This window comes from Scytonema millei VB511283 (genome assembly GCF_000817735.3).
Taxonomy (GTDB): domain Bacteria; phylum Cyanobacteriota; class Cyanobacteriia; order Cyanobacteriales; family Chroococcidiopsidaceae; genus Chroococcidiopsis; species Chroococcidiopsis millei_B.
In genome coordinates, this window is record NZ_JTJC03000017.1 from 61,467 (window position 1) to 87,371 (window position 25,905).

21 protein-coding genes are annotated in these 25,905 nt (G+C 38.2%); 16 read left to right on the forward strand and 5 right to left on the reverse strand.

The genetic code is table 11. The features are described from left to right. Nucleotides 1–351: 351 nt before the first annotated feature. From QH73_RS25900 to QH73_RS25975, 16 genes are all read left to right on the forward strand, one after another. The gene (locus QH73_RS25900) at nucleotides 352–1,962 is read left to right on the forward strand and encodes a helix-turn-helix domain-containing protein (RefSeq protein WP_165587786.1); all 1,611 of its coding nucleotides are present in this window, start codon (nucleotides 352–354) and stop codon (nucleotides 1,960–1,962) included. Nucleotides 1,963–2,588: 626 nt separating this feature from the next. After that, nucleotides 2,589–3,455 (forward strand): class I SAM-dependent methyltransferase, encoded by an 867-nt coding sequence (locus QH73_RS25905; RefSeq protein WP_052289802.1) that lies wholly within the window; start codon nucleotides 2,589–2,591, stop codon nucleotides 3,453–3,455. An 89-nt stretch (nucleotides 3,456–3,544) separates the two neighbouring features. Continuing rightward, nucleotides 3,545–4,648: a glycosyltransferase gene (locus QH73_RS25910; protein WP_039713812.1), complete on the forward strand. Its 1,104-nt coding sequence runs from the start codon at nucleotides 3,545–3,547 to the stop codon at nucleotides 4,646–4,648. A gap of 86 nt (nucleotides 4,649–4,734) precedes the next feature. Next, complete coding sequence (locus QH73_RS25915) at nucleotides 4,735–5,691, forward strand: FkbM family methyltransferase (RefSeq protein WP_039713811.1); 957 nt, start codon at nucleotides 4,735–4,737, stop codon at nucleotides 5,689–5,691. Between the two features lie 199 nt (nucleotides 5,692–5,890). Further along, complete coding sequence (locus QH73_RS25920) at nucleotides 5,891–6,817, forward strand: class I SAM-dependent methyltransferase (protein ID WP_039713810.1); 927 nt, start codon at nucleotides 5,891–5,893, stop codon at nucleotides 6,815–6,817. Between the two features lie 464 nt (nucleotides 6,818–7,281). Then, the gene (locus tag QH73_RS25925) at nucleotides 7,282–8,097 is read left to right on the forward strand and encodes a polysaccharide lyase family 20 protein (protein ID WP_132867243.1); all 816 of its coding nucleotides are present in this window, start codon (nucleotides 7,282–7,284) and stop codon (nucleotides 8,095–8,097) included. 869 nt (nucleotides 8,098–8,966) lie between these two features. Beyond that, nucleotides 8,967–9,992, forward strand: coding sequence for a glycosyltransferase family 2 protein (locus QH73_RS25930; RefSeq protein ID WP_039713808.1), 1,026 nt, complete (start codon nucleotides 8,967–8,969; stop codon nucleotides 9,990–9,992). A gap of 37 nt (nucleotides 9,993–10,029) precedes the next feature. Then, a complete protein-coding gene (locus QH73_RS25935; protein WP_039713807.1) occupies nucleotides 10,030–11,520 on the forward strand; it encodes an NAD(P)/FAD-dependent oxidoreductase in 1,491 nt (496 codons plus the stop codon). Nucleotides 11,521–11,610: 90 nt separating this feature from the next. Continuing rightward, nucleotides 11,611–12,669 carry a glycosyltransferase family 2 protein gene (locus QH73_RS25940; protein ID WP_039713806.1) on the forward strand — a complete coding sequence of 353 codons (1,059 nt, stop codon included), beginning with the start codon at nucleotides 11,611–11,613 and terminating at the stop codon, nucleotides 12,667–12,669. A 10-nt stretch (nucleotides 12,670–12,679) separates the two neighbouring features. Further along, the gene (locus QH73_RS25945) at nucleotides 12,680–13,879 is read left to right on the forward strand and encodes a glycosyltransferase family 4 protein (RefSeq protein ID WP_039713805.1); all 1,200 of its coding nucleotides are present in this window, start codon (nucleotides 12,680–12,682) and stop codon (nucleotides 13,877–13,879) included. Nucleotides 13,880–13,890: 11 nt separating this feature from the next. Continuing rightward, nucleotides 13,891–14,784 carry an ABC transporter permease gene (locus tag QH73_RS25950; protein WP_052289920.1) on the forward strand — a complete coding sequence of 298 codons (894 nt, stop codon included), beginning with the start codon at nucleotides 13,891–13,893 and terminating at the stop codon, nucleotides 14,782–14,784. Then, complete coding sequence (locus QH73_RS25955) at nucleotides 14,784–16,082, forward strand: ABC transporter ATP-binding protein (RefSeq protein ID WP_132867245.1); 1,299 nt, start codon at nucleotides 14,784–14,786, stop codon at nucleotides 16,080–16,082. Before QH73_RS25950 ends, QH73_RS25955 begins: the two co-directional genes overlap by 1 nt. Before the next feature lie 138 nt (nucleotides 16,083–16,220). Then, the gene (locus tag QH73_RS25960) at nucleotides 16,221–16,895 is read left to right on the forward strand and encodes a class I SAM-dependent methyltransferase (protein WP_052289801.1); all 675 of its coding nucleotides are present in this window, start codon (nucleotides 16,221–16,223) and stop codon (nucleotides 16,893–16,895) included. 135 nt (nucleotides 16,896–17,030) lie between these two features. Then, on the forward strand, nucleotides 17,031–17,921 hold the full coding sequence (locus QH73_RS25965; RefSeq protein WP_039713803.1) for a glycosyltransferase family 2 protein: 891 nt from the start codon (nucleotides 17,031–17,033) through the stop codon (nucleotides 17,919–17,921). A 262-nt stretch (nucleotides 17,922–18,183) separates the two neighbouring features. Beyond that, a complete protein-coding gene (locus QH73_RS25970; RefSeq protein ID WP_039713802.1) occupies nucleotides 18,184–19,641 on the forward strand; it encodes a glycoside hydrolase family protein in 1,458 nt (485 codons plus the stop codon). 311 nt (nucleotides 19,642–19,952) lie between these two features. Next, entirely contained in the window at nucleotides 19,953–21,560 is a 1,608-nt protein-coding gene (locus QH73_RS25975) for a hypothetical protein (protein WP_052289800.1), read from the forward strand. A gap of 171 nt (nucleotides 21,561–21,731) precedes the next feature. Here QH73_RS25975 and QH73_RS25980 read toward each other — a convergent pair whose 3' ends face one another. The 5 genes from QH73_RS25980 to QH73_RS26000 all read right to left on the reverse strand — a co-directional run bounded on the left by QH73_RS25980 (nucleotide 21,732) and on the right by QH73_RS26000 (nucleotide 25,883). After that, complete coding sequence (locus tag QH73_RS25980; protein WP_165587783.1) at nucleotides 21,732–21,899, reverse strand: hypothetical protein; 168 nt, start codon at nucleotides 21,897–21,899, stop codon at nucleotides 21,732–21,734. 40 nt (nucleotides 21,900–21,939) lie between these two features. Continuing rightward, nucleotides 21,940–22,596, reverse strand: a complete 657-nt coding sequence (locus QH73_RS28500; RefSeq protein ID WP_236147181.1) for a glycosyltransferase family 4 protein — start codon at nucleotides 22,594–22,596, stop codon at nucleotides 21,940–21,942. Nucleotides 22,597–23,013: 417 nt separating this feature from the next. Continuing rightward, the gene (locus QH73_RS25990; protein WP_039713800.1) at nucleotides 23,014–24,192 is read right to left on the reverse strand and encodes a glycosyltransferase family 4 protein; all 1,179 of its coding nucleotides are present in this window, start codon (nucleotides 24,190–24,192) and stop codon (nucleotides 23,014–23,016) included. A 62-nt stretch (nucleotides 24,193–24,254) separates the two neighbouring features. Next, entirely contained in the window at nucleotides 24,255–24,896 is a 642-nt protein-coding gene (locus tag QH73_RS25995) for a class I SAM-dependent methyltransferase (protein WP_052289799.1), read from the reverse strand. A 63-nt stretch (nucleotides 24,897–24,959) separates the two neighbouring features. Next, nucleotides 24,960–25,883 (reverse strand): methyltransferase domain-containing protein, encoded by a 924-nt coding sequence (locus QH73_RS26000; protein ID WP_052289798.1) that lies wholly within the window; start codon nucleotides 25,881–25,883, stop codon nucleotides 24,960–24,962. Nucleotides 25,884–25,905: the final 22 nt, after the last annotated feature.

Below are 25,905 nucleotides of genomic sequence, written 5' to 3' on the forward strand. Positions count from 1 at the left end.
GAGTTCGCATACTGCAAACAGCTGCACATCTCTATTGAAAAGCTTTGAATTGATTCCGAGTAAAATAATTGTGAAAGATTCGTTTACATGTAAGTGTTTTATGCGATCGCAGACAACAATTCGCTAACCGATCGATTTATAGATTAGACTTGGAGCTTATATTCGGAATAGCAAGAGCGAGCCAGAAATTACTAGAACCGAAAAGTCTCTCTGTTAAGCAATTTAAAACGTACTAGAGTGACATTACACGCTAAGAGAAAATTACATAGAACTCAATGCTATCAAATGACGAGCGCTCATTTCTTCCCTAGTAGAGCTACAGATTTCAACTATTTTGGAGACACCTACAAGATGAATGCAATCAACTCTCAGTCCTCAACTTTTGAAACCAGAGAATTTATCGTTGCAGATACAGTTGTGTTTAACAAACAAGGTACGCATTTAACAGATATTCAAAAAATAGTACTTAGAGGTGCTTGGCAAGGATACACATATGAAGAGATTGCCGACCGAGAAGGATATAGCGAAAAGTACTTAAAACGAGATGTTGGACCTAGATTATGGAAGATACTTTCAGAGGCTTTAGGCGAAAAAGTAAGCAAAAAGAATTTTAGAACAGCTCTTGAAAGAAGATTAACGCTAGCGAACCCCCCTCACAACCAACAGCTTGATATGGATAGTTGTCAAGACTGGGGTGAGGCAGTTGACGTACATACTTTCTACGGACGTACCCAAGAATTAGCTACATTACAACAGTGGATTGTTCAAGATCGTTGTCCTTTAGTAGCACTAGTAGGTATGGGTGGTATTGGCAAAACCACTCTTTCTATAAAGCTAGCTCAGCAGCTTCAGAGTGATTTCAAATACATTATTTGGCGCTCGTTACGTCATGCTCCACCAATACGAGAACTCCTAGAAGAGATGATTTATTTTCTCTCTAATCAGCAAGAAAAAGATTTACCAGAAACTACAAATGGAAGAATATCACTGCTCTTAAAATATTTCCGTAAGTCTCCTTGTTTATTGATTCTTGATGGTGCTGAATCAATCTTGAATTACGATCGAAAAGACATGCACTATCAAAAAGAGGACGAGGAGTATGGACGACTGATAAAATATATAGGAGAAACATATCATCAAAGTTGTCTATTGTTAACAAGTCGAGAGAAACCCAAGGAAGTTGCTATAAGAGAGGGAGAGGAATTACCTACGCGATCGCTACGATTGATAGGACTGGATGAGTTAGAAGGGCAGTATATCCTCAAAGGTAAAGGGATTTATGGATCGGAAGATGATTTGAAAAAAATAATTCAAATTTATGGAGGCAATCCTTTATTACTGAATATGGTTTCTACAACTATACAAAACATATTTGATAGTAGCGCCTCTGATTTTCTAAAACAGGAAATAATAGTGTTTAATGATGTTAAGGAATTTTTCGATAATCAGTTCAATCGCCTACAACCAATTGAAAAAGAACTCATGTATTGCTTAGCAATTGAGCGCGAACCAGTTTCATTTCAGAAATTGAAGAATGATTTTGGCTTAAAAGTTCAGTCGCTAGAACTAGCAGAAGCTTTAGAATCTCTGAGGCGACGCTCCTTAGTTGAAAAAAATCAGGGGTTCTTTACATTACAAATAGTATTAATGGAATACACAACAGCGCGACTGCTAAAAGAAATTTGTCAAGAAGTATGCACGCAGCAAATCTCGCTCTTGAAAAGTTCCAAATTGCTGAAATTAATAGTAAGAAATTATGTTGAAAGTACTCAATCGAATATTTTCTTTAAAATGGTTTTAGACCAATTACTCTTAGAACTTGGAAGTAAAAAGAATGTGGAATCACAACTAAATAAAGTCTTATCTACATTGCAGCATGAATCTTTTAAATTGGAAGACACTACCGAAGATATCATTAGTTTAATTCATCGAATGCAAGCGAGTCTAAGTAGCCATAAGTAGATCGAGAAAAAAACTAATTTCAGGAAGTGATACCAACTATAAAAGCGATCGCTCAATCTGAACAAATTAGTCTGCGAAGTATTTTCTTTAACTTTTTGTTACTCAGACTCATCAGTAGTTCCACAACTTAATTGCAGGGCATCTACAAAGATTTATCTATTTTACGGATTTGAAATTACTGCTATTCTGTTTTTTTTGCTGTCATGTAAAATATTTTACTAGAAATATTGTACCAGATTAGCGTTCGTCAAGGGTTATTCTAATTTTACTCTTGTATCCTGAGTTGTAGATTGCCACTACACAATTGGTAATAGGTGATTGTGCTGCTCCTAATAAGCTCTTTCGATCGCTGCTGTACTACTACCTTATATAGTGAGAATTCTTTTCTAGTATTTCTAGTCAACTAATTTGGCAACTAAAATTTTCGGGGTGTAGTAGAATTCCAAACGCTGAAAGACAGAATAAACGTCGGCATTTACAAGGGTTTCATAAAGTTCAGCTATCTTTTTTCGGTACTATAACTGAACATAAAATAAAAGTTTTTCTATTAATCCTGAACAAACTAGGATTTCTTTCTTCCTCAAAACCAGTAGATTATTTAATGTAGTAACCACCAGCTTGTATCTATGAAAAGCATAATTCGCTACTTAGCAAAAACGTTATTACCGCATTCGTACCAAACCTATATAAAAACACTAAAATCTATAGTTTCTAGTTCATTAGTAGTAGAACAAGGTTATCGATGGGGTCAAAATTTTAGAATCGTTAATGATTCCAGCACTACAGATAGCTATTTAAAAGCTGCCGCAGACAATATCTCGGCAAATGCTTTAGAAGCTTACTTTGATTCCCATACTGAAGGATTAGGAATACTTAAGTGGAAGCACTATTTTAAGCTTTACCATCGTCATCTTTCTAAATTTATTGGACGAGAAGTTCATATTCTAGAAGTTGGCGTTGCCAGCGGTGGGAGTTTAGAAATGTGGAGAAATTATTTTGGTTCTAATTGTCAAATTTATGGCGTAGATATTGAAGAAGCATGTAAAGCATACGAAAATGATTCGATTAAAATTTTTATTGGCGATCAGACAGATCGCAATTTCTGGAAACGATTTAAAAGCGAGGTTCCTACTCTCGATATCGTAATTGATGATGGCGGACACGAACCAGAGCAGCAGATTGCAACTTTAGAAGAATTATTGCCGCATTTACGACCAGGAGGAGTTTATATATGTGAAGACATTCATGGTGCTTTAAATCAGTTCCATACCTATATATCTGGGTTGACGCATAATTTAAATGCATTACAAGAATTTGGCTATAAGCCTATTAAAAGCGGTAGCGGTCTTGCTAGTTTCTCAACCTATTTTCAAGATGCCATTCAGTCTTTTCACTTATATCCGTTCGTGGTAGTAATTGAAAGATCGGAAACTCCTGTATCGGAATTTGTTGCTCCATTACAAGGATCTAAGTGGTTAGTACTGACAAAGTAAGTGTTGGATTGTTAGTACTTTCAACACAGGGTTACTTAGCACTAGTTTTTAGCTGCAACTCGTTTTCCTAACCTAATAGTATTTGTGGTATGTCAAAAGTTTTATTCATTTCAGCTCATGCTCCTACAAGGCAGTATCCTCAAGCTGGACAAAAAATTGCTTTTATGAATCTTGCGCAGTATGCTGCCTTACATGAAGTTGTTGATGTGATTGTCATCGCCAATACTACAGAAATAGTTGTTGCTAAAGATCTACAAATAGATTTTGATAATAGTCTCTACACATACCCACTTACTAAATTCAAAAAAGCTATAAACTGCTTGAACTATTATCAAGCACCTTTAAAATTTGCTTCTCGTTTTAATAGAGCGGCTAGTAAGAAAATTCAAGAGCTTCTGGTTACAAAAACTTATGATGTAATTCATTTTGAATATTCCCATGCTGCCGTATATTTAGATACAATCAAAAAATACATTGACCCAAAACAAACTAGAATTGTCATTAGTATACATGATGTATTGACACAAGTTTGGTTAAGGCAATCTGTAAAAAGTTCATGTTTCGATCTTGAAGTAGCCAGAATCTTTCGCTACGAGCAGAAACTTTACTCGAATGCAAGCGAACTATGGGTATTATCTAAAAAAGACCGCGATCTTTTAAGTTCTTTATTTTCAATTGGTAGTGAAAGGCTTATTGTAAAGCCTCCAAAAGCTAGTAGCTTTGTTTATCAAGTGAAACGTCGAGCGGAAAAAATAGAAAAGAAAAGTCTTTTATTCTGGGCTGCTATGGAAAGACCAGAAAACGAGCAAGCAATTCTTAACTTCGTTGACAAATGTTTTAAAAAACTGCTTCAGCAAGATCGAAACTTCAAACTTTATATAGTCGGCTCTAATCCTTCTAAAAAAGTTTTGGCACTTGCAGGCAAACACATCACAGTTACAGGTTTTGTTGAAGATCCAACTATTTTCTTTGAAAAGGCAGAGATCGGAATAGTTCCACTTTTGAAGGGAGGAGGAGTCAAAATAAAAACCCTGGAAATGCTGGAAGCTGGGTTACCTGTTGTTGCTACATCTATAGGTGCTGAAGGAGTCGTGTCTCCAGATAAAAAACTAATAGTAAGTGATAGTTTTGAAAATTGGTTTGAACTCCTTACAGAAGAATTGAAGAATTCTGTAGCTGCTGGAGTAGTATAAATAGAAAAAACATATGTTTAAAAAACTATAGTAAGTGCCTTAAGCTTTCTAACAATCTCGTTGTTAATTTATGTCAGCAAACAAGTATGAATAATCCTTTTACTCAGGTACAGCAAGTAAATTTTTTAGATATAGGCTGTAGTGGTCCACTAGACCCAAAATGGTCTGATTTAGCGCAACTACTAGCATACACTGGCTTCGAGCCAAATGCTAGTGAATGCAAGCGCTTGAGTCGCGAGCCTCATCCATACAAGTCAACTCGTTACCTACCTTTTGCTATTTCTGGAGAGCAAGGAGATCGGGTAATGTACAAAACACATCACCCTTTCTGCTATTCTCTGCTCCGCCCAAATCATGACTGGCTTAGTCGTTTTTCACATCATTACCAATTTAGAGAAACTGGGACAGATACTGTCTCATGTACGACGCTCAACACTTTAGCTAACGAGCAACAGTTAACAGCAGATATTATCAAGCTTGATACGCAAGGATTAGAGTTACCAATTCTTAAAGCAGGGAATCAGGTTTTGCAAAATGCTTTCTGTGTGGAAACAGAGACAGGTTTTGTGGAGAACTATATCGGAGAAACTACATATACACAGCTTGAAGCATTTATGCGATCGCAAGGATTTCTGATGTTTGACATGGAAATTTATCAAGCTAGTCGTAATAATTCTCTGTCCAAGCATGGCAAACATCAGCCTTTATGGTGTGAAGTCGTTTGGTTATTTGATTTCGTAGGTACAAAAAAGAAAACTACGCCAGAAGAAGCTATAAAGTATTTAAAAATCTGCCAAGCTTTAGGGTATTTTGATTATGGGCTAGAGCTAGCATATTATTTTAAAAACTTAGGAATTATAGAAGCAAGTACAGTAAAGTACCTTGAAAAGCCAGAACACTGGACAAATATTGAAAGATCGGATAGTTGGAAAAAACATAAATCATTATCAAGAACTGGTAAAATACTAAGTTTTTTGCCTAATAGTATTAATCAGCGTTTAACCTATGGCTTGAAAGAAGTTGTTGAATGGGGAAAAAAATAACTTCCTACTGAAACTCTATTTGATTATCTCATAAGATTTTCGCTGCAAATTTACCTCTTTAGTAAATACTACTCACTTTACTTGAGCAAAATTTTTACCAGAGCGGTTGTAGTGCTGCAATAAGCTGAGCGCAACGGAAAGTATTCTGTCTAGTTTTCCTACAAAAATACAAACTTTTCTAAATTAAGCTATTTCCAAGATGAAAAAAAACCTTAAAGGTACAATTAAAGAATTATTGTATAATACTCCTTACTTAAAACAAAGTTTTCTGGAATTAAGTAAGTTAGGGTTATATAAGACTTGGGTTCCTCCAGGTCATTTTTACTCGCCAATTCCATCATTAACAGAGATTAAATCTAAAGAAGACGAAATATTTAGTAAACACCTTACAAAAAAAGTTTCTGGAATTGATTTGAATGAACAAGCGCAACTTGAGCTATTTGAAGAATTTAGCGAATATTATCTAAGTTTACCTTTCACTCCCAATCGGCGGAAAAATTTAAGATATTTCTACGAAAATATTTCCTATTCATATTCTGATGCAATTTGTTTATACTGCATGATTAATCATGCAAAGCCCAAAAAAATTATTGAAGTAGGATCTGGTTATTCGTCTTGCTTAATTTTGGATACTAACGATTTACTATTTAATAGTTCGATATCTTGTAGTTTTATTGAACCTTACCCGCAACTATTATTATCTTTAATCAAAGAGACAGACACAGATAAAATCGAAATAGTCCAGAAAAAGCTTCAGAATGTGGAAATCAATAAGTTTACTGAATTAAATGCGGGAGATATTCTTTTCATTGACTCAACTCATGTATCAAAAGTAGATAGTGATGTTAACCATATATTTTTTGAAATATTACCGATTTTAAACAAAGGAGTTTATGTACATTTTCATGATATTTTTTATCCTTTTGAATATCCAAAAGAATGGATATTTGAAGGTAGGGCGTGGAATGAAGCTTATATGCTCAGAGCATTTTTACAATATAACCGCAACTTCCAAATAGTTTTTTTTAATACATTTTTAGAGCTTTTTCATCAAGATAAATTTATTAAAAAAATGCCCTTATGTATGAAAAATACAGGAGGTAGTATTTGGCTTAAGAAAATCTAGTCAAACTTAAAGAAAATGTTTTGAGTGAAAATCAAAAAGTTTATTGGTAAAATCATCTATTTGCAAAAAACTGGTAAAAACCGACGTAAATCAAGTTAACACAGTGTTAAATATATATTTTTTCGATCTAGAAAATTAACTTGGAATCGTGAATTTAAAATAGTTTGAGCTGAAGCTAGGGTTACAGTTTGTATCGTAGTTTTTATGAGATGTAGACATCATAGATAGCTATTAAAAATGCAATTAACAAATTGATTTTAGCTTAGAAATACAAATTTATTCGATCGAACTAAATAAATAAATAGAAATTTAGTCAATTGTTTTTTGTTATAGAAAAGCAAACGAACTTGCTTAACAATCAATGTTGTGAAACTTTGCCTGCTTTCTTTAAAAAGTAAAACATGAATTCAAATAGAGTTCATTCCAAACTAAAAGTTGAGAGTAATTCAATGAGAATGAGGATAATGTTCAAAAAAAACGATCGCCAGAACAAACATCTGAAAAAATGTTTGCATCATTCAGCCTTGTTTTTAAGTAGATCTCTACTTCTAAGTACGCTCTTTCTGCTTGTAGTAGGAATACGTCAGTCTCATGCAAGTATAATTGACTCATTGACTGAAATTTCACGATCTATAAATAGGAATTGTTCCAGAATAGAACCTTCGTACGATATAACAAGAGCTGGACAAACAGCTTTTAGACATCGAATAGACCGCTGCGGAGAACGTGCCGAGCTAGAAATGCGTAGAACCGAAATCGGCAGAACCTATTGGTACGGCTGGTCGATGTTTGTACCCTTAGACTGGAGCGATACCGATCCAGGTTTTGATATTGTCAATCAATTTGCGGCTTGGCCTAGCAGACCAGGTAGAAGATATCCGTGTGGTGGTGTTGGCTCTAAAATCTCGCGCCGAGGTAGTAACTTTATCTTAGATTTCCAACGTAGAGGTGATAATGTAGACGCTGTGTGTACTAACTACACTCTAGCAAGGGTTTCTGAAATAAGAGGGCAATGGACTGACTTTATAGTGCATGTTAAATGGACGGGTAACAACGATGGATTCTTTAGACTTTGGATGAAAACGGGTAGCGGTGACTACATTCAAAAAGTCAACTATCAAGGAGCTACGTTTTGGAATGACGAAGGTACGGGACCGTATTTTAAGATGGGATTATACAAAGGCAATTCTAACTTTTCAGGTCCTGCCCCTCGAATCATTTATACTGATGAATATCGCTTAGGCGATGCAAATTCTAGCTTTGGACAAGTTGCACCTTGAGATTGTTTGAATTAATCGGTTACGACGTTCGCGATCGGTAGCTGAGTAGTTAAGTTTGTAGGGCGATATCGTAGCAATTGAAAGACTACAATACTTTGCATCAGATCGGACTTGTAAAAGCCAATTTTCTTAGCCGATCGATCGCTTTTTGAACTGAATCGATATCTCATCCTTTTATCTAACAAAAATATCAAATTTTTCAGGTAAATTGTAGCACGCTACAATTTACCTGAAATTAATTTTTTATGCGTATTTGTTTCCAGAAAAACTTTTTTATATCTATTTTTTTGCTATCTATATACTCAGAAATAGCTACAATTTACAAAAACGTTGGTGCCACAAAAGCCAGCTTTGTCAAGATCACTGAACTTTTCCGAACTTTTCTGTATCGACAAGTTTTTGCTGTTAAGAGACCATAACAAGGAAGCAAAAATGTATATATCGGATTTGTTATAGGTATAAATGAGGCAGCGCTCTAGCTGCTAAGTTATTGAGAGAAGACACTAAGAGTGCGCTCTAGTAACTTTGGTCAAGAGAGTACCTGTACTTAAAATACCTTCTTGGCTTTTCAAGATTAGTTAATATTAGAGAAGAAATTTCAGAATTGATTCATGAGATTCACTAATAGCTATCACTGATAGCTATTAGGCGATTTTTTACTTCTCATGCAGTAACTTTTAATACAAACTCTTAAACCTTACCTTAAGGGTATAGGCAATTATTTTATTAAATATAGAATATTTATAAATTCGCGATCGCATCTATTAGCTATTCTTTATAAATTGCTACTGCTGTTTTATTTTAATGATTTAAAACACAAGTATTGCTCTATGAAACTGTTATGACAAGCCTTTGAGATATGTTTTATTATGTTTTGCAATCATGAAATTGAAGTATCTGTCATTATTCCAGTTTATAACGGAGGAGAGAATTTTCGTCGCTGCTTATCTGCTCTAGCTAACACAACACCTTCTCCATTTGAAATTATTGTGGCGGCGGATGGAGATACAGACGGCTCTTGGTTGATAGCTAGAGAATTTGGGACTCAAGTTGTGAGAACAAATACACGCAGTGGTCCAGCTGTAGCTCGTAATTTGGGAGCTTGTTTTGCTCAAGGTGAGATCCTATTTTTTGTCGATGCCGATGTCGTCGTTCGTCCAGACGCTATTAGTCAAGTAGTCAGCACTTTCAAGCGCGAACCAGACTTAGCTGCTCTAATTGGCTCCTATGATGATGCCCCAGATGCAACCAACTTTTTGTCACAGTACAGAAACCTGTTGCACCACTACGTACATCAGTCTGGTTGTGAAGAAGCTTCAACCTTTTGGGGTGCTTGCGGTGCTATTCGCCGCGAGGTATTTCTGGAAGTTGAGGGTTTTGACGATAGTTATCGACAGGCTTCCATAGAAGATATTGAATTGGGCTATCGACTCAAACAGGCTGGTTATAAAATTCGACTCAATAAGGCATTGCAGGTCAAGCACCTAAAGCGATGGGAAATTGGTTCTCTACTGAAGGCTGACTTCTACTATCGCGCCCTTCCTTGGACAGAATTGATTTGGCGCGATCGCTTATTAATTAACGATTTGAATCTCCAAGTTTCTAACCGCCTGAGCATCATATTAATATTCGGATTACTTATTGCCGTAGTTACAGCCTTCTGGTGGTCTGGATTTTTAGCTGTAGCTTTGGGAATATGCATGGCACTCTTATTTCTCAACTTACCTGTCTATCGCTTCTTTTGGCGCAAACGAGGGATACGGTTCGCGCTCCAAGTCATTCCCTGGCACTGGTTTTACTACTTCTATAGTGGTTTAGCATTCATTATCGGTACAGCGCGCCATCAATTGCGGCAGTGGGGTTGGCTCAAAACGAGTTCTTCTAAATTTGTGTGAACTCAGAATTTAACCAAACAACTGGATTGACCCATATATGAACCACTATTCTGTCGTTATTATCGGTGCAGGTCCAGCAGGTCTAACTGCTGGCTACGAACTTGTCAAGCAAGGTATCAAACCGATCGTCTTAGAAGGAGACGATAAGGTAGGTGGAATCTCACGGACAGAGACATACAAAGGCTATCGCTTCGACATTGGCGGTCATCGCTTCTATACCAAGATTGGTGAAGTACAGCAGATCTGGCAAGAAATTTTAGCAGCCGATTTTATCAAAGTTCCGCGGCTGTCGCGGATTTACTACGGAGGTAAGTTTTACAGTTATCCACTGTCGTTGTTCAATACGTTATCCAATTTGGGCATTATTCCGAGTATCTTTATTTTGTTTGGCTACTTGAAGGCAAAAGTCAAAACGAGATTGTTTCCCGGTCCTGAACCAGAAAATTTTGAAGACTGGGCGATCGATCGATTTGGTTATCGCCTGTACAGGATCTTCTTCAAAACATATACTGAGAAGGTTTGGGGTATTCCTTGCAGTCGAATTCGGGCAGACTGGGCAGCTCAACGTATTCAAGGGATGTCGCTCAAACGGGCGGTTGTTAACGCTTTATTCGGTAGTCAAAATGCTAAGAGCTTAATCAAAAAATTTGACTATCCAGTTTTAGGACCGGGGATGATGTGGGAGCGCTGCCAGGAAATGATTGAAAGTCAAGGTGCTACGGTGCAGCTGAACACCGCAGTGACTCGCATCGAACGAGAAGGAACTTGGATTAAGAGCATTACTGCCCGACAAGGCGATCGCACGATGCAGATCTTTGGCGATCGCTTCATCTCTAGTATGCCTATAACAGCACTAGTACAAAGACTCGATCCTCCAGCACCCGAGCGGGTACTGACAGCAGCACGCAGCTTGAAATATCGAGATTTTCTCATTGTGGCGCTGATCGTCAACCAACCAGATCTATTTCCTGACAATTGGATTTATATTCACAGCCCAGAATTCAAAGTGGGGCGGATTCAAAACTTTAAGAATTGGAGTGCAGCAATGGTCCCCAACCCTAATAAGACATGTCTGGGGATGGAGTACTTTTGTAGTGAGGGCGATCCTCTTTGGGAGTTATCTAATACAGAATTGATCGATCTGGCAAGTCGCGAGGTTGTCGAATTAAACTTAGCGTCTAAGTTGTCCGCGATCGAGGATGGATTTGTGATTCGTCAGCGCAAAGCTTATCCCGTATATGACGGCGAGTATCGCCAACATCTCCAAGTCATTCAAGAATATTTAAAGCAGTTTGACAACTTACAAACTATTGGACGTAATGGGATGCATCGCTACAACAATCAGGATCATTCCATGCTCACTGGATTGCTAGCAGCTAAAAACATTCTTGGAGAGCAGCATGATTTGTGGAATGTCAATACCGAACGTTCTTACTACGAAGATTTTACCAAAGAAGAGCGATCGAGCATGAAAAAGCAATCTCAACTAGAAAAATTGCCTACGGCGATCTCTAGTAAGGTCAATTAAGACGACATCGTGTCCGTCTAATTGCCAAACTTTATTCTTGAATTCCTCTTGACTAAAGAACATAACTGCTAGAAACAGAGACTGAGTAGCATGACAAACCCTCAAGTCACGATTGTTGTAGCACCGCGCGAACGTTTCAGCTATGCTCGCCAGTCCTTGGAGAGTATTTATGCAAATACGGACATTCCATTTGAGCTGATCTACGTAGATGGTAACTCCCCAGCTGAGATACAGCGCTACTTAGAAGCCGTAGCACAGGAAAAAGGTTTTCAACTGATTCGGACGAATTATTACCTTTTCCCCAACCGCGCTAGAAACTTAGGCTTAGCTCGCGTTAACACCAAGTACGTCGCCTTCGTCGATAACGATGTTATTGTTGCACCTGGTTGGTTGGAAGCCTTGATTCAATGTGCTGAAGAAACTGGCGCTACAGTTGTTGGACCTCTGATGTGTCACGAGGAGCCAGTGCATGAAGTCGTCCACTGTGCTGGCGGGGAAGCACGTGTTGTATGCGATGCTACTGGTAGACGGCGCTTGCGGGAAAAGATGTACAAACAAGGTCATCAGGTAGTAGACGTGCGCCCCAAGATGCAGCGGACGCAAACGGAGTTATGCGAGTTTCACTGCATGTTAGTTCGCGCTCAAATCTTTGAGCAACTAGGTTTCTTCGATGAGTTAATGCTTAACTCCAAAGAGCATTTGGACTTCTGCATGAGCGTGATTCAGGCAGGAGGAAAAGTTTATTTTGAGCCAAGTAGTATTATTACATATGTGCCAGGGCAACCATTGAAGCCGACAGATCTGCATTTTTACATGCTGCGTTGGAGCGATGCATGGGAGTTGGCTAGCCTAAGTCGTTTGCGCGAAAAATGGCAATTAGCAGAGGATAGCTACTTTCAACATAAGTACAAAGCTTTGGGATGGAGGCGCAGAAACACAATTCTCTTTCCTCTCGTCTATCAGTTAACTTTGGGAATGAAAAATCAGTTTCTAGAAAAAATATTGATGTATGGTCTTTTTGCACCACTAGAAGCACTACTGAATCGTTACCTGACTGCAAGTTATGCTAGAAGACACCTAAAGCAGAAAAACACTCAAGCTGCGCCTGCCCTACGAGAACCGATCGCGACAGCAACACCGCGACGCTAGGTGCAGATGCATGAAGATTCTTCTGATCAATGATTATGGTACTGCAACTGGGGGAGCCGAGTTACAAATGCTAGGTTTGCGTCAAAACTTGCGCGATCGCGGTCATGATGTTCGCCTATTCTCTAGTCGTGCTATGCAAGTTGCCAGCAGCCACTGCCTATCTGACTACAGTTGTTTTGGCACTACAACTCGATTGCAAGTTTTGTCCCAGACTATAAACTTCTCTGCCTATTTGAAGCTACGCCAGATTCTGCATGAATTTCGACCTGATGTGGTTCACGTGCGCATGTTTATGTGGCAACTTTCACCACTCATCCTTCCCTTACTTAAAGACGTGCCGTGTTTGTACCAAACAGCTGTGTATAAAGCAGTTTGTCCTGTAGGTACAAAACTTTTGCCCGATGGTCGTCCCTGTAAAGCCACTGCTGGAATTGCTTGTCTGCGCGATCGCTGCCTCACGCCTCAATCTTGGGCAGTGTTGATGGTACAGCGGCAACTATGGCAACGCTGGCAGTCTACTTTCAATTTGGTGGTTGCCCTTAGTTACGGCATGAAAGCACAGTTAGAAAAAGAAGGGATTGGATCGATCGAAGTCGTACACAACGGAGTACCTGTTCGAGCAATGCGTCCACCCCTTGCCAATCCCCCAACCGTTGCCTTTGCTGGACGGTTAGTGTCAGAAAAAGGAGTTAACGTTTTGTTGCGAGCCTTTGCACGTGCTAAAGCACAAGTGCCTAAAGCGCAGTTACTCGTTGCAGGTCGAGGTCCAGAGGAAGATGCTTTACGAGCTTTAGCGGCGGAACTTGGAATTGCAACTGACGTGACTTGGTTGGGACACTTACCACGTTCTGAAATGGAAAAACATTTTGATTCAGCCTGGGTGCAGGTAGTACCTTCGCTTTGGTCAGAGCCATTTGGTAACGTAACGACTGAGGCAATGATGCGCGGTACATCTGTCATTGCTAGTGCTGTTGGCGCACAGCCAGAAATCGTTATTGATCGTATTACGGGTTTTTTAGTACCACCTCTCGATGTGGATGCCTTGACCGCTGCGCTGCTACGCTTATTACTCAACGCAAGTTTAGCAGAGCGAATGGGGCGAGATGGTCGTCAGTATGCTTTAACTCACTTTAGTGAAGACCGATGTACGGAGCGTTTCTTGGAGATTTATCAGGAACTGCGCGCATCGGCAGCAAGCGTATCATCGTGACGAAACCGATCATGAAGAACTATTCTGCACGACGAAGAACGGATTTACAAAGACCGGAACTACCACCAGCGATCGTTTACACACCAGAGAATCTGCTCAGGCATCCAGCTCAACTATTCAAACTGATGTGGCGGGACTTGTTAGCTTCTCGCGAACTGGCATGGCGGCTCGCTGTGCGAGATATTAGCGCTCAATACCGTCAGTCATTTCTAGGATTTATCTGGGCATTCTTACCACCGCTGGCTATGGCAGCAGGATTTACACTTGCAAGTGAGTCCAATATTATCAAAATTGGTGTCACGGACTTGCCCTATCCCGCCTATGTGATGTTCAGCACGGCACTGTGGCAAACGTTTGTAGAAGCAGTCAATGGTCCGGTACAAGCTATAAACTTGTCGAAGCCGATGCTAGCCAGAGTCAATTTTCCCCGAGAGGCAATTATCTTAGCAAAGGTAGGTGAAGTGTTATTCAACTTTGCCATCAAACTCATCTTAATTATGGCGTTGTTTCTCTGGTATCAGATTCCTCTGAGGTGGACAATCTTTCTCGCTCCCGTAGCACTAGTTCATTTAATTATGCTAGGGACGTTAATTGGCACTTTATTGTCTCCTTTGGGAGTTTTATATCAGGATGTATCAAAAGGTCTAGCAATGGTGACCAACTTTTGGCTTTTTTTAACTCCAGTAGTTTATCCCGTTCCTAATGAAGGAACCTTTGGGTTTCTCGTGAAACTTAATCCCGTCACTCCGTTACTAGTAACAACACGGGAGTTAGCAACAACAGGAAATATCTCCAATGCTTGTGGGTTTTGGATTGTCAGCGTCATAACTTTATTTGGGATTTTCTTGACATGGGTTGCATTTCGTCTTGCAATGCCTTATGTAATTGAGAGGGTAAGTTCATAATGTCAATTGAAATAATAAATAGAAAGACTGCAACTCACCCCAAAGAAAGTGAAGTCGTTATCTCCGTCGATCGCCTCTCTAAGAAGTTTTGCCGAGACTTAAAGCAGTCTTTATTCTATGGCATCCAAGATATTACAACAGATCTGGTGGGTGGGAGGCGAAAAAGCGATACTCTGCGTCCAGGTGAATTCTGGGCTTTAAAAGATATCGATTTTCAACTGCGGCGAGGAGAAGCACTGGGATTGGTTGGAGCAAACGGTGCTGGAAAAAGTACCCTGCTACGAATTATTAGTGGTTTGATTAAGCCAGATACTGGCTCTATAAAAATCAGAGGTAGGGTGGCTCCATTAATTGCCCTGGGAGCTGGATTTAACCCGATCCTAACGGGACGAGAAAATATCTATGCAAACATGTCAATTTTGGGCTTATCAACTCAAGAAATCAAAGAGAGATTTCAAGATGTGATAGATTTTGCCGAAATCTGGAATGCTATTGATGCTCCCGTACAAACTTATAGTTCTGGAATGGCAGCCCGATTAGGATTTGCTTGTGCAATTTATACGGAACCAGAAATACTCCTAATTGATGAAGTGCTGGCTGTAGGAGATATCAAATTTAAAGCTAAGTGCTATCGAAAGTTACATGAGCTACGCGATAAGGGTACATCTTTTATTTTGGTCAACCATAATCCGCAAGCAATATTACATATATGCGATTTTGCAGTATATCTATCAAAGGGTGAATTAATTGTGTCTGGCAAAACAGAGAAAGTCATAGAAAAGTATGAAAACGATTTATTTTTGAACGATACGCATGAGTCCTCGCAAGTTTTGTTTTTGCCAGAAAAAACAGAATCTGAAAGTCTAGGGCTAGATATACGATCGCTCTTCTTTAGAGATCTTGAAGGAAATATTGTTAAATCGCTAGTAAGCGGTAAACCAGTAAATTTCTGTGTGGGTTGTCAGGCGCATCAGAGGGTTGATAATGTTACCCTTCACTTGAAAATTAAAACAATAGGTGGTGAAGGTGGAATGGGTACAGTTTTATTTCTAAGTGGCGAACACGATGAAAAATTTTTTGAAATTCCTTCAGGCAAACACGAGCTTCAAGTTGAACTACCTTATCTGGGGTTAGGACCTGGTACATACACTATGAGTATCAAATTAAAGCAGAGTTCTATTTATACTTTTGATGTGGTTGAGTCATTCAGGTTTTCAGTCAAGTCAAATGGAAAAATGAGTGAATGTTGTTTTTATCAACCACGCCTATGGAAACTTGCGAGTCCAGAAAAAGCATAACCCACTCTTGAGCTATGCAATCAAATATGTATTCTTCTATTAGCACAGTTTTTAGCTATAAACTTAACAATTGCTGTTGGTTTACTCTACTAAGTTTACCTAACGTACTTAAGATATTAATTAATTTTGTTACTCATAATGGATAGAAAATTTAGAATAGCACGAGTTTGGTCGAATCGAGAGCTTAGGAAGTTAGCCCCCCTTTTCAAAGGGGATGTAGTTAATATTTCTGCGTGGGATGACCGAGATAAAGAAGGAGGTTACTACCAAGATTATTTCACTCAAAAAGCTCGCTATTACTTCACTAATTATTCTGGGGAGAGAGGGTGGCAAGGCAAGGAAAATGAATATTTCCTCGACCTAACACAAGAACTTCCCTCCGAACTACAACAAAGATTTGATGTCGTGTTTAATCACACCACATTGGAACATGTCTTCGATGTCAGAAAAGCTTTTCAAAATCTTTGTCTTGTATCGAAAGATATCGTTATCGTTGTAGTTCCCTTTTGTCAGAAACAGCATGGAAAAGATATGTATTGTGACTTCTGGCGTTTCACGCCGATCTGTCTCAGATATTTATTTAAAGAAAATGATTTTGAAGTTATATATGAAGCACAAAGCCGGCACAGAAACGCTGCAATTTATCTCTTGTTTGTTGGTTCTCGTTATTCCGAAAAATGGAGGCATATTATGCCAGCTTATAAAGAAATTAAAGAGTGCGGTAATTGGATTGGTCATCCTTTACATCCATTAAACTTCCAATTAATAAAAAATTTTTTAAGTTTTCTGAAAAATTTTCGTTTTGCCTTCTAGGAATTTTAATTGTCATCACAATGCTTTGACGTAGCTAATAAAGTCCCCTAACACCATCTATTACAAGCAATTTAATTGTCTGGAATTGCCTCACAATTCTGGAGAAAACTGCATGAAATAGATTATCGGAAGCATATGATACATGAACAGCCTTTCTTCTCAATTATTATTCCTACCTACAATCGCCCGGAACGGCTACTATCTTGCCTCAAGTCGATCGCTCAGCTAAACTATCCCCCAGATCGCTTTGAAGTCATAGTGGTAGATGATGGTAGCGAGATGCCAATCGAGCCAGTTGTTGCATCCTTTCGCAAACAACTCAATCTCGCTGCGATCGCGCAACAAAATTCTGGTCCGGCAAACGCACGCAACACTGGTGCGACTCGCGCTAGAGGTAAGTTTCTAGTCTTCACTGATGACGATTGTATGCCTGCTCCTGAATGGTTGAAAACCCTAGAGGTTCGTTTCAAGGCAGCACCAAATTGTCTTATCGGCGGTCGGACGCTGAACGCGCTGCCTGATAACCTCTACTCAACAGCTAGCCAAGTACTAATTGATTTCCTCTACGAGTACTACAATGCCGATCGCGATCGGTCAAGCTTCTTTGCCTCTAACAACTTAGCTTTACCAGCAGAACGTTTCCACGCCCTGGGCGGCTTTGACACCACTTTTCCCCTAGCTGCGGGAGAAGATAGAGAGTTTTGCGATCGCTGGTTACAACACGGTTACCAAATGATTTATGCACCAGAAGCCCAAGTTTATCACGCTCATAAACTCACGTTATACGCATTCTGGCGACAACACTACAACTATGGGCGCGGTGCTTTTTGTTTTCACCAAGTCCGCGCTCGCCGCAACATGGAACGCATCAAAGTAGAGCCTTTCTCGTTCTATTTCAACTTGTTAAAGTATCCTTTCTCACAAGGAACGAGTCAGCCAGCACTAGCGATCGCAATTCTATTTCTGTTATCTCAAATCGCCAATGTATCGGGCTTTTTTTGGGAAACAACAAGTTGTTCAAGATGAGCTATTCGTCTTTTTAGCTCTGTGCTTCATGGCATTATTCTATGACATCACTGCCATGAAATAGGTTCTTCCAACTACTGAAGAATCTATTTAGAGCCAGCAATTCTTACCATTCTTAGCGACCAAAACCTGCTTGCTTAAGCTAACACCTAAGCAAGCAATCTGTATTGCTTGACAACTAGCACTCGCTTTCACTGCATCGAATAACAAATCAGGCGAGCGAGCCAATTAAGCCTGAATTGATTCCATTTAGAGGTATAAAATGAAATTCTCTCAAAAGCTACAACATCTAGCTCAAAAGCACTCACTATTGCAAGCGCATAAATTCTTAAAAATATTTACTTCTTTGCTCGTTACGTCTACTCTGTTCTACACTCTACCAGCGCGATCGCAAACTAGCTATTTAGGGATCAACAACGGTACTGGCTACAACCCCGATCCCACATTTACCGACCGCTCTATCCAGCAAACCAAGGACTTAGGTATACAATTAGTTCGTATGGGTATGGATGGAGTTTATGGCAATCGAGAGGGTGCTAGCTTCAATTGGTCGGCTAGAGATATTGTCGTTAACAAATATATCCAAGCTGGACTGAGAATTCACTCAACAATTTCTCCTCGCCATCATGTTGACCGAGATAGTAACTACGAGCAATGGAAGGCAAATTATCGCTACTTCGTACGTAACGTAATGGAACGTTACAAAGGCAAGATTTTCTACTACATTATCAACAATGAACCTGAGCTAGATTTTGGCAAAGGTACGATGACAGCACAACAATGCGTAGATATGACTCGCATTGCTTACGAAACAGCAAAATCAATTGACCCTAACATCAAAATTGAATCTCCCCCTCCTACAAGTCCTAGCAGCTATATCTTAAAAGAGATGATCGATTTAGGAATCGATCAGGTCACCGATTTTATTGGCATTCATGCTTATGGGGGGCAGATTCGAGAAGGTGAATTTGGCAATCCCTGGCGATTGCTAGCAGCTCGTAATATTAGAAAGCCAGTTGTAGTAAGCGAATCCGGTACAATTTCTAGTTGGTATCAAGGTTCTAGTACTGAAAGAGAAAACTATCGCAAAAGATGGTTTGTCATCTTTGGACAACAGCTAAAAAGATACGGCTATAACCATGCATTGTTTTTCGATCTGGACAATCATGGCGAATGGGCAATTTCACCGAACTTTAACCCAACAGCAACGTACTATCAAATTCAAGATCTGCGGTTGAACAAGAAGTTCTCTAACCCTGGTTTTGAATTAGCTAACAACGCCGACAACGAATGGGTACATTTCGATAACGATGATATCCGGCTGGGAGCTTCGCCAAATGTTGCTTTTATCTGCGGCGATCCTAATGGAGCGCGTGGGGGCAATTGCTATGCCAGACTTGATAGTGGTAGAGCATCACGAGGTAAACAGATTTTTATCCGCCGAATTCTTGGCGATGTGCCAAAAAATCGAAATATAAAAATCGGTGCATGGGTGTATGTTAATGGCGGAGCAACAGCAACGCTCAAAGCTTTGGGCTATGACTATCTTGATGGTGATGCTGAGATATCAAAAACTGCAAGTCAGAAAAACGTTTGGCAGTATTTAGAAATCACCGTGCCGATTTCAAGATACTGGGCGGTTGTCGAACTAGGTACTTCGGGAACGGGCAACTCAGGAGACTATGTAAAATGGGATGATGTAAGCGTTGTAACACCTTAAACAGTCATTTAACGATATACTAAAACTTCCTCTAGATTTCTCCAAGTCAGTTAAAGAAGTCTCAAGTAAAATATTGCTCGATCTACATGCCAATCGCAAACAATAACCGTGCAGTCTGTTGAATTCTATTTCTAGAAATCATCAGATTTGAGAGTTTTAGAGACGGGTGCTTAGCAACTATTTCTACATCTAACAGTTCTTGCTTTTTGTCTAACGATAAAAAGCAAGAATTAATTCATATCTTGTAATGCTGACAGTGAAGATAGAATTATCAAATCGGTCATTTTTTAGAAACCCTCTAAGAGTTTTTTATGGATATTCTACTAAAAGCTAACAAGCAACTTAATCGTTCTATCCTTGGCTTGAGAAAACAGATATCTTGGTTAAAGTTTGCATATAAAGAGGATACAGCTTGGATAAATGTGTTAGTTATCGCTTTTTCAGTACTTGGTTTGATTGGCGTTCTCAATCACGAAATGTGGCGCGATGAGTTACAGGCATGGATGATAGCTAGAGACAGCTCATCTCTAATTGATTTATATAGAAACTTAAGATATGAAGGGCATCCTAGTTTATGGTATATCTTTTTATATGCAATTACTAGATTCACTGATAATCCGTTAGCAATGCAACTTTTACATCTGCTAATTGCCAGCGGAACAATTTATGTGTTTGCTAAGTTTTCTCCTTTTACTAAATCGCAAAAAATCTTATTTACTTTTGGATATTTTCCCTTTTATGAATATCATTTAATTAGTAGAAATTATAGTTTAGGTGTTTTATTAATTTTCCTTTTTTGTCACTTTTTCACGCAGCAACAACGAAACTACCTACTTCTGTCAGTTATTCTAGCTTTCCTAGCAAATACGAACGTATATAGCTTAATCATTGCTATTTCTTTAGCAATAACTATCGTCTTTGAAAAATTTTGTACTAAAAGCTCTGCTACTAAGAGATTAAATTTTACTAACATAGCTATACTGACTTGTGGTATAGCAATAGCAATTGTTCAAATTATTCCACCTAGTGATGCTAAGTTTCAAGGAATTACTAAACAAGACTTAACGCCAATCAATCACATTAATTATCTTCTATTTACCATTCTGCCGTCTGTGTGGAAAAGTTATATACCTATACCAAATTTTCTTAATTATAATTTCTGGAATACTAATGCTTTTATAAATGATAATAGCTCTAAACTTATATTACTCTGTATCTGCTTATTATCTTTATTAATATTACTATCTGCCATAGCTCTATTTAATCAGAAACCAGTTGTGTTGTTCGCATACACATTCGGAACATGTCTTCTGATATGGTTTGCTTATGAAAAGTTTTTCGGTTCTTTAAGACATCACGGACATTTATTTATTCTGTTTATTGCTTGCCTATGGATTTCCAGTTTCTATCCTGAATCAAATCGTTCTGTAATTTCTTTCATTAAAGGTGCATCCAAATTTCTAAGCGATCGCCAAAATCAATACATAAATTTTTTATTATGCATTCATCTTTTAGCTGGAATTCATGCTTATAGTATGGATTTAATTCATCCCTTTTCTGCTAGCGAAGAAGTAGCAGAATTTATCACTAGTCATCAATTAAAAGACAGCTTCATCATTGGCAGTCAGGACAATGAAGTTTCTCCCATTGCTGCTTTATTAAAGCAACCAATTTATTATTTTGAGAGCAGTAAATATGGTAGTTTTATTAACTGGAACCAAAGAAAAAATCTTAACTTTCAAGCAGTAGCTTCTACTAAAATAAATAAACTGATACAACAAAATAGCAAAAAACCTTTACTGATACTGAGTCATAAGCTCGATCGGGAAATACCAGAGCTTCATCTAACTGAGATATACAACTCTAGCCAGAGTATTGCTCCTGGTGAAACTTACTATTTATACCAGGTAGAATTCTAAAACTGTGTTTTAGGAATTCTGTTAAACTTAATTTTTAATCTGAGTTACTCTAAGCTGAAAAAGAGACGTGAAACAAAAATTCTAGCTGCTTGGCAGTCTCGTAATCATCTATGAGTGCTTCTGACAAATTTATCCGTGAATTTGCAAAGTAGCGAGAGTGATGCGTGAATCTTACAACTGAAGGATAAAAGCTTTACTCTCCCGATCGCATTCTGCTCTTTTTGCTAAAGATTGAATCCAGTTCCATTCTCGTGCCAAGCCGTCTTTCAACGAAACCTGGGGTTGATAAAGCAGTATCTTATGAGCTTTTAATACATCTACCGCTTTATATAGCTTCAATCTTTTGCGAGTATTTACAAAAGCGAACGGAGAATTAATACTACTTTTCTAGTAGTTGCTGAACTGCAAGCGAAAAGTTATTCCATGTCAAGTGTTCGACAGTTTTTCTAATGTCTGTTTCGATCTGATAGGCTTGTTCGATTAACTTGCACACTGATTCAGCAGATGCATCAACATCAAAAAGAAAGCCATTTTTACCGTGGTTAATAATGTCGGGAGCAAATCCAGTTTTGCTCGCCACAGGAACAACATTACACATCATGGCTTCAATCAGAGGAATAGGACCACCTTCTAGTATTGCGGCGGAGACGAAGACATCCATTTGGGTGTAGTAGCTAGGGTATTCGGTATAAGACGCTTCAATATAAGAAAAGTTAGGCATAGCAGTCAGCTCTGTAAACTTTTCATACCGATCCCAATCTCTACCCAGAAGAATAAACTCTCGGTGAGGCAACATTTTAATGATGTTGAAGATGCGATCGGGGTCTTTACGAGCATAATATGCAGTGCAGAAGCCAATAGCTCCATTCATGCGCTGATGCGATCGGAAAATTTTTGGATCGGCTCCGCCGCCGATAATGAAGCTGACTTTCTCAGGTTTCACACCATCCTTAAGCATTTGTGTAGCGAATTGCGAACACATAGAGATGACTTTCGTGGAGCAGTTCATCGCATAAACAAATTCTTCATTATTCATGATACCTTTGGGGTGAGTGTAAAAAATAAGCGATTTACTACCCCAAAGACATGGATTTAGTTTTAAACATGCTACATAGAATGAGTAGTGAGCGAAAAAGTATCCTTTCGATAAAGGTAGGGAAGAAGGTGAGTAGTGAAAGCAGTATTTTCCTTTAAAGTAAGTAGCAATCTCTTTACATATTGCTTCAAGTATCCAACCTTTACTTTCTTCAAAAATTACAAAAACGAGATCGTAACATTCCCTTGAAGATTTACTAAAATACTTGTCGATTAAAAAATCGGTGTATGAAACGCAATAAGAGTATTTATAAGTCTGTGTTTTAAATATTTTGAAAGTGAAAAATGTGAATTTGTAAGCTATTCTTTTAAGAATTTTACGTATAATTTCTGCATCAAATTTATTCATGTTGCATAATTATCTACGACTTAATCTGGACAAAGCAGCTAAAGTTTTTTTCACCATCTTTTCTTCAGAAAACTCTTGGGCGCGCGATCGAGCATTCTGTGCCATTAGTTGCATCTGTTCGGGATGTCTGAGAGCCCAAAGAATGTTTTCTAGGAAACCATAACTATCACCTGGACAGCACAACAAACCATGAACGTTATTTTTCACAATTTCAGGAATACCACTTGCATTTGAAGATACGATCGGCAAGTTATAGATCATTGCTTCTAATAAAGCCCAGGGAAAGCCTTCAGAATGTGTCGGAAATATAAAAAGATCTGCTGCTTGCAGAAGCTTTGGCACATCAGATCTGTAACCTAGTAGCAATACCCGATCTTCAATTCCATATTCTTGCAATCTACTGATTAGATTCTTTGATTGACCTCCTCCAGCCCACACGAACTTAATATTTGGAAACTCTTTTAGTATATAAGGCGCTATCGGTATAAGATCGCCATGACCCTTGCGAGGATTTAAGTCAGCAACTGTTAGTAAAATTTGACTTGTTTCAGCTAGTCCTAGCTCTTGACGTACTTGGCGACGAATTTCAATAATTTTTTCTAAGTCGTTGTAATGACTTGAAAGTAACCTAGTTTTAGCACCATTGTAGATTTGAATTATTTCTGTTTCAGAAACATTAAACGATTGACATATAGTCTGGCGATCGCATTCTGTAATTGCAATCCATTGCTGATTCCTAGCACGCGCCCATGCATAGAGCTGTAATCTTTTACTAGTAAATGCCTGATTGGGAAAAATTAGAGCAAAACGTACAGCTGTAGGCTTTTTCAAAAGCGCGCAGGCAAGTATAGCTCCCAAGCATAGATTTGCTAATGGAAGGTTGATTAAAACAAAATTTGGTTTAACTTTGAGTAATAAAACAAAAGTTTGAAGCAACCATAAAAACTGCCATATTATTTTTTGTGTTTGGGCTTCTACATCATCAATGGTTGCCTCATGATATTGTACGCCACTCTTTGAGAAGTCAGTAATTAAAGATACTGTTCTTTCAGTTTTTGGAAATGCTGCATGTACGTCCCATCCTTGTCTTACAGCTGCCGACGCAATGGTAAGAGAGTATTGTTCAGCTCCCCCGCGAAGCCGTGAAGGAAAAAGGATTAGTAACCTCATCTTACTTTTATCGCTCATTCTAAAACCTTAATAACTGACGTTTGTACTTTATAATACAAAAAACCAAAGATACTATGTTTTTATTTCTCAGCAACTACAAGACAAGTAATATAATATTTACGCTGTTGTCTTTTTAGTAAAATTTTTCGCACGAGCTTACCTAATAATCCAGATAAGTTGAACGCTTCAGTCAATAAAGGTAGTAAGGAAAGCTGATTAATATAGTAATGTTTTACAACTTTAAAGCCTGCTTCTTTAACTGCTTCAGTAATGGTATCCATATCAAAAAAGTTGATATGAGTTCTATCAACCCAGTGATAATAAGTCATAAGACTTTGACGCATTCCAGAAGTAATATCACAATTTGGAACTGTAAGAATCAAATTTTTACGGCAAATCCTATAATACTCTCTGAGAGCCTTTTTTGGTTCTGGTAGATGCTCCAAAGTTTCAAAAGAAAGAACTGTATCAAAGCTATTATCCTTAAATTGAAGTTCAGAAGCATCAGAAACGGAAAAAAGATGAGGCATTGTATTCCAGGTTTCAAAATGCTGAATGTCAACACCTAAAATATTGTATTGCTCTGCAAGTTTTAGTACGTAGGTTCCATTACCACAGCCTACATCGAGTACAGATTGCCCAGCATTTTCTAAAATAGCATTCAATCTTTCAGTATTTACTCCTCTAGCAGCATACGAAATAGAGTTTTTGAGCGTTAACATGTATTCCTTCCAATCATTTGTTTAAAGCTTTGTTCGTACTATGAAACTATGCTATTTCAGTTATTATTTTATTAATTTAATGCAAGCAACTGCACCTGCACACACAGAATTAGATGTATAAAATAAAGGATCGTTAGAGCGGTGTGTATTATATTTTATAGATGAACATAAATCCGAACTACATAGATTCCATCCTTTATCTGTATATTTATAGTAAGTAATACTGTGTTCTGTAGGTACAAAAGCTTCAACTATTCTATTAACCATTGTTTCATCAAACTGCTGAAACCAACCAAAATCCTCGTAAGTACCAAAAGGTACTGTAATAAGTAATGTACCTGATTTTTTTAACACTCTTTTCATTTCTAAAAGAGCTACTATATAATCTTCTGGATTATGCTCGACTGTAGCCCCATACCTCTGATTATTCATACCTACATGCTCAATAGTTGATATGCAGGTTATCTGTTCAAAATAATTGTTGATGAAAGGAAGCGATCGAACATCACCTAATACGTAAGATACTTTATTATGATAAAAACACCTTGCATCAGGAGTCAAGGATAACATTGTAATTTCTTGATTTAGCTTAGAGTTTAATAGCCGATCTATACAAAATTTATAATTAAGAGCAGGACCAACATCCAAAAGTTTAGAATTTTGATTATAGGTAAGGTTGGCAAAAATCCAAGGATACTCTACTACTCTTTCATCAAAAAAAGCTCCAAAACCTTCAGGTAGAAGAATTTGATGTACAAAAAAACTAAAGAGTTCTTTCGAGGAGAGTGTTGATTGAATGAATTCGAGCTTAGCTTCTTGATAACCAGGACTAAATGGAATTTTTTGATTTTTATGATAGCTATTGAGAAGATCGTTGTATTTTGGAGATTTATAACTTTTTAGCAAACTATAAGCTCCGTAGGGAATTAGCCCTTTAGCGATTAGCTTGAGTAAAGAAGCAGCTTTATTTGTAGGGTTCAAAATCATTTTTTTAGCTTTTTAACTAATG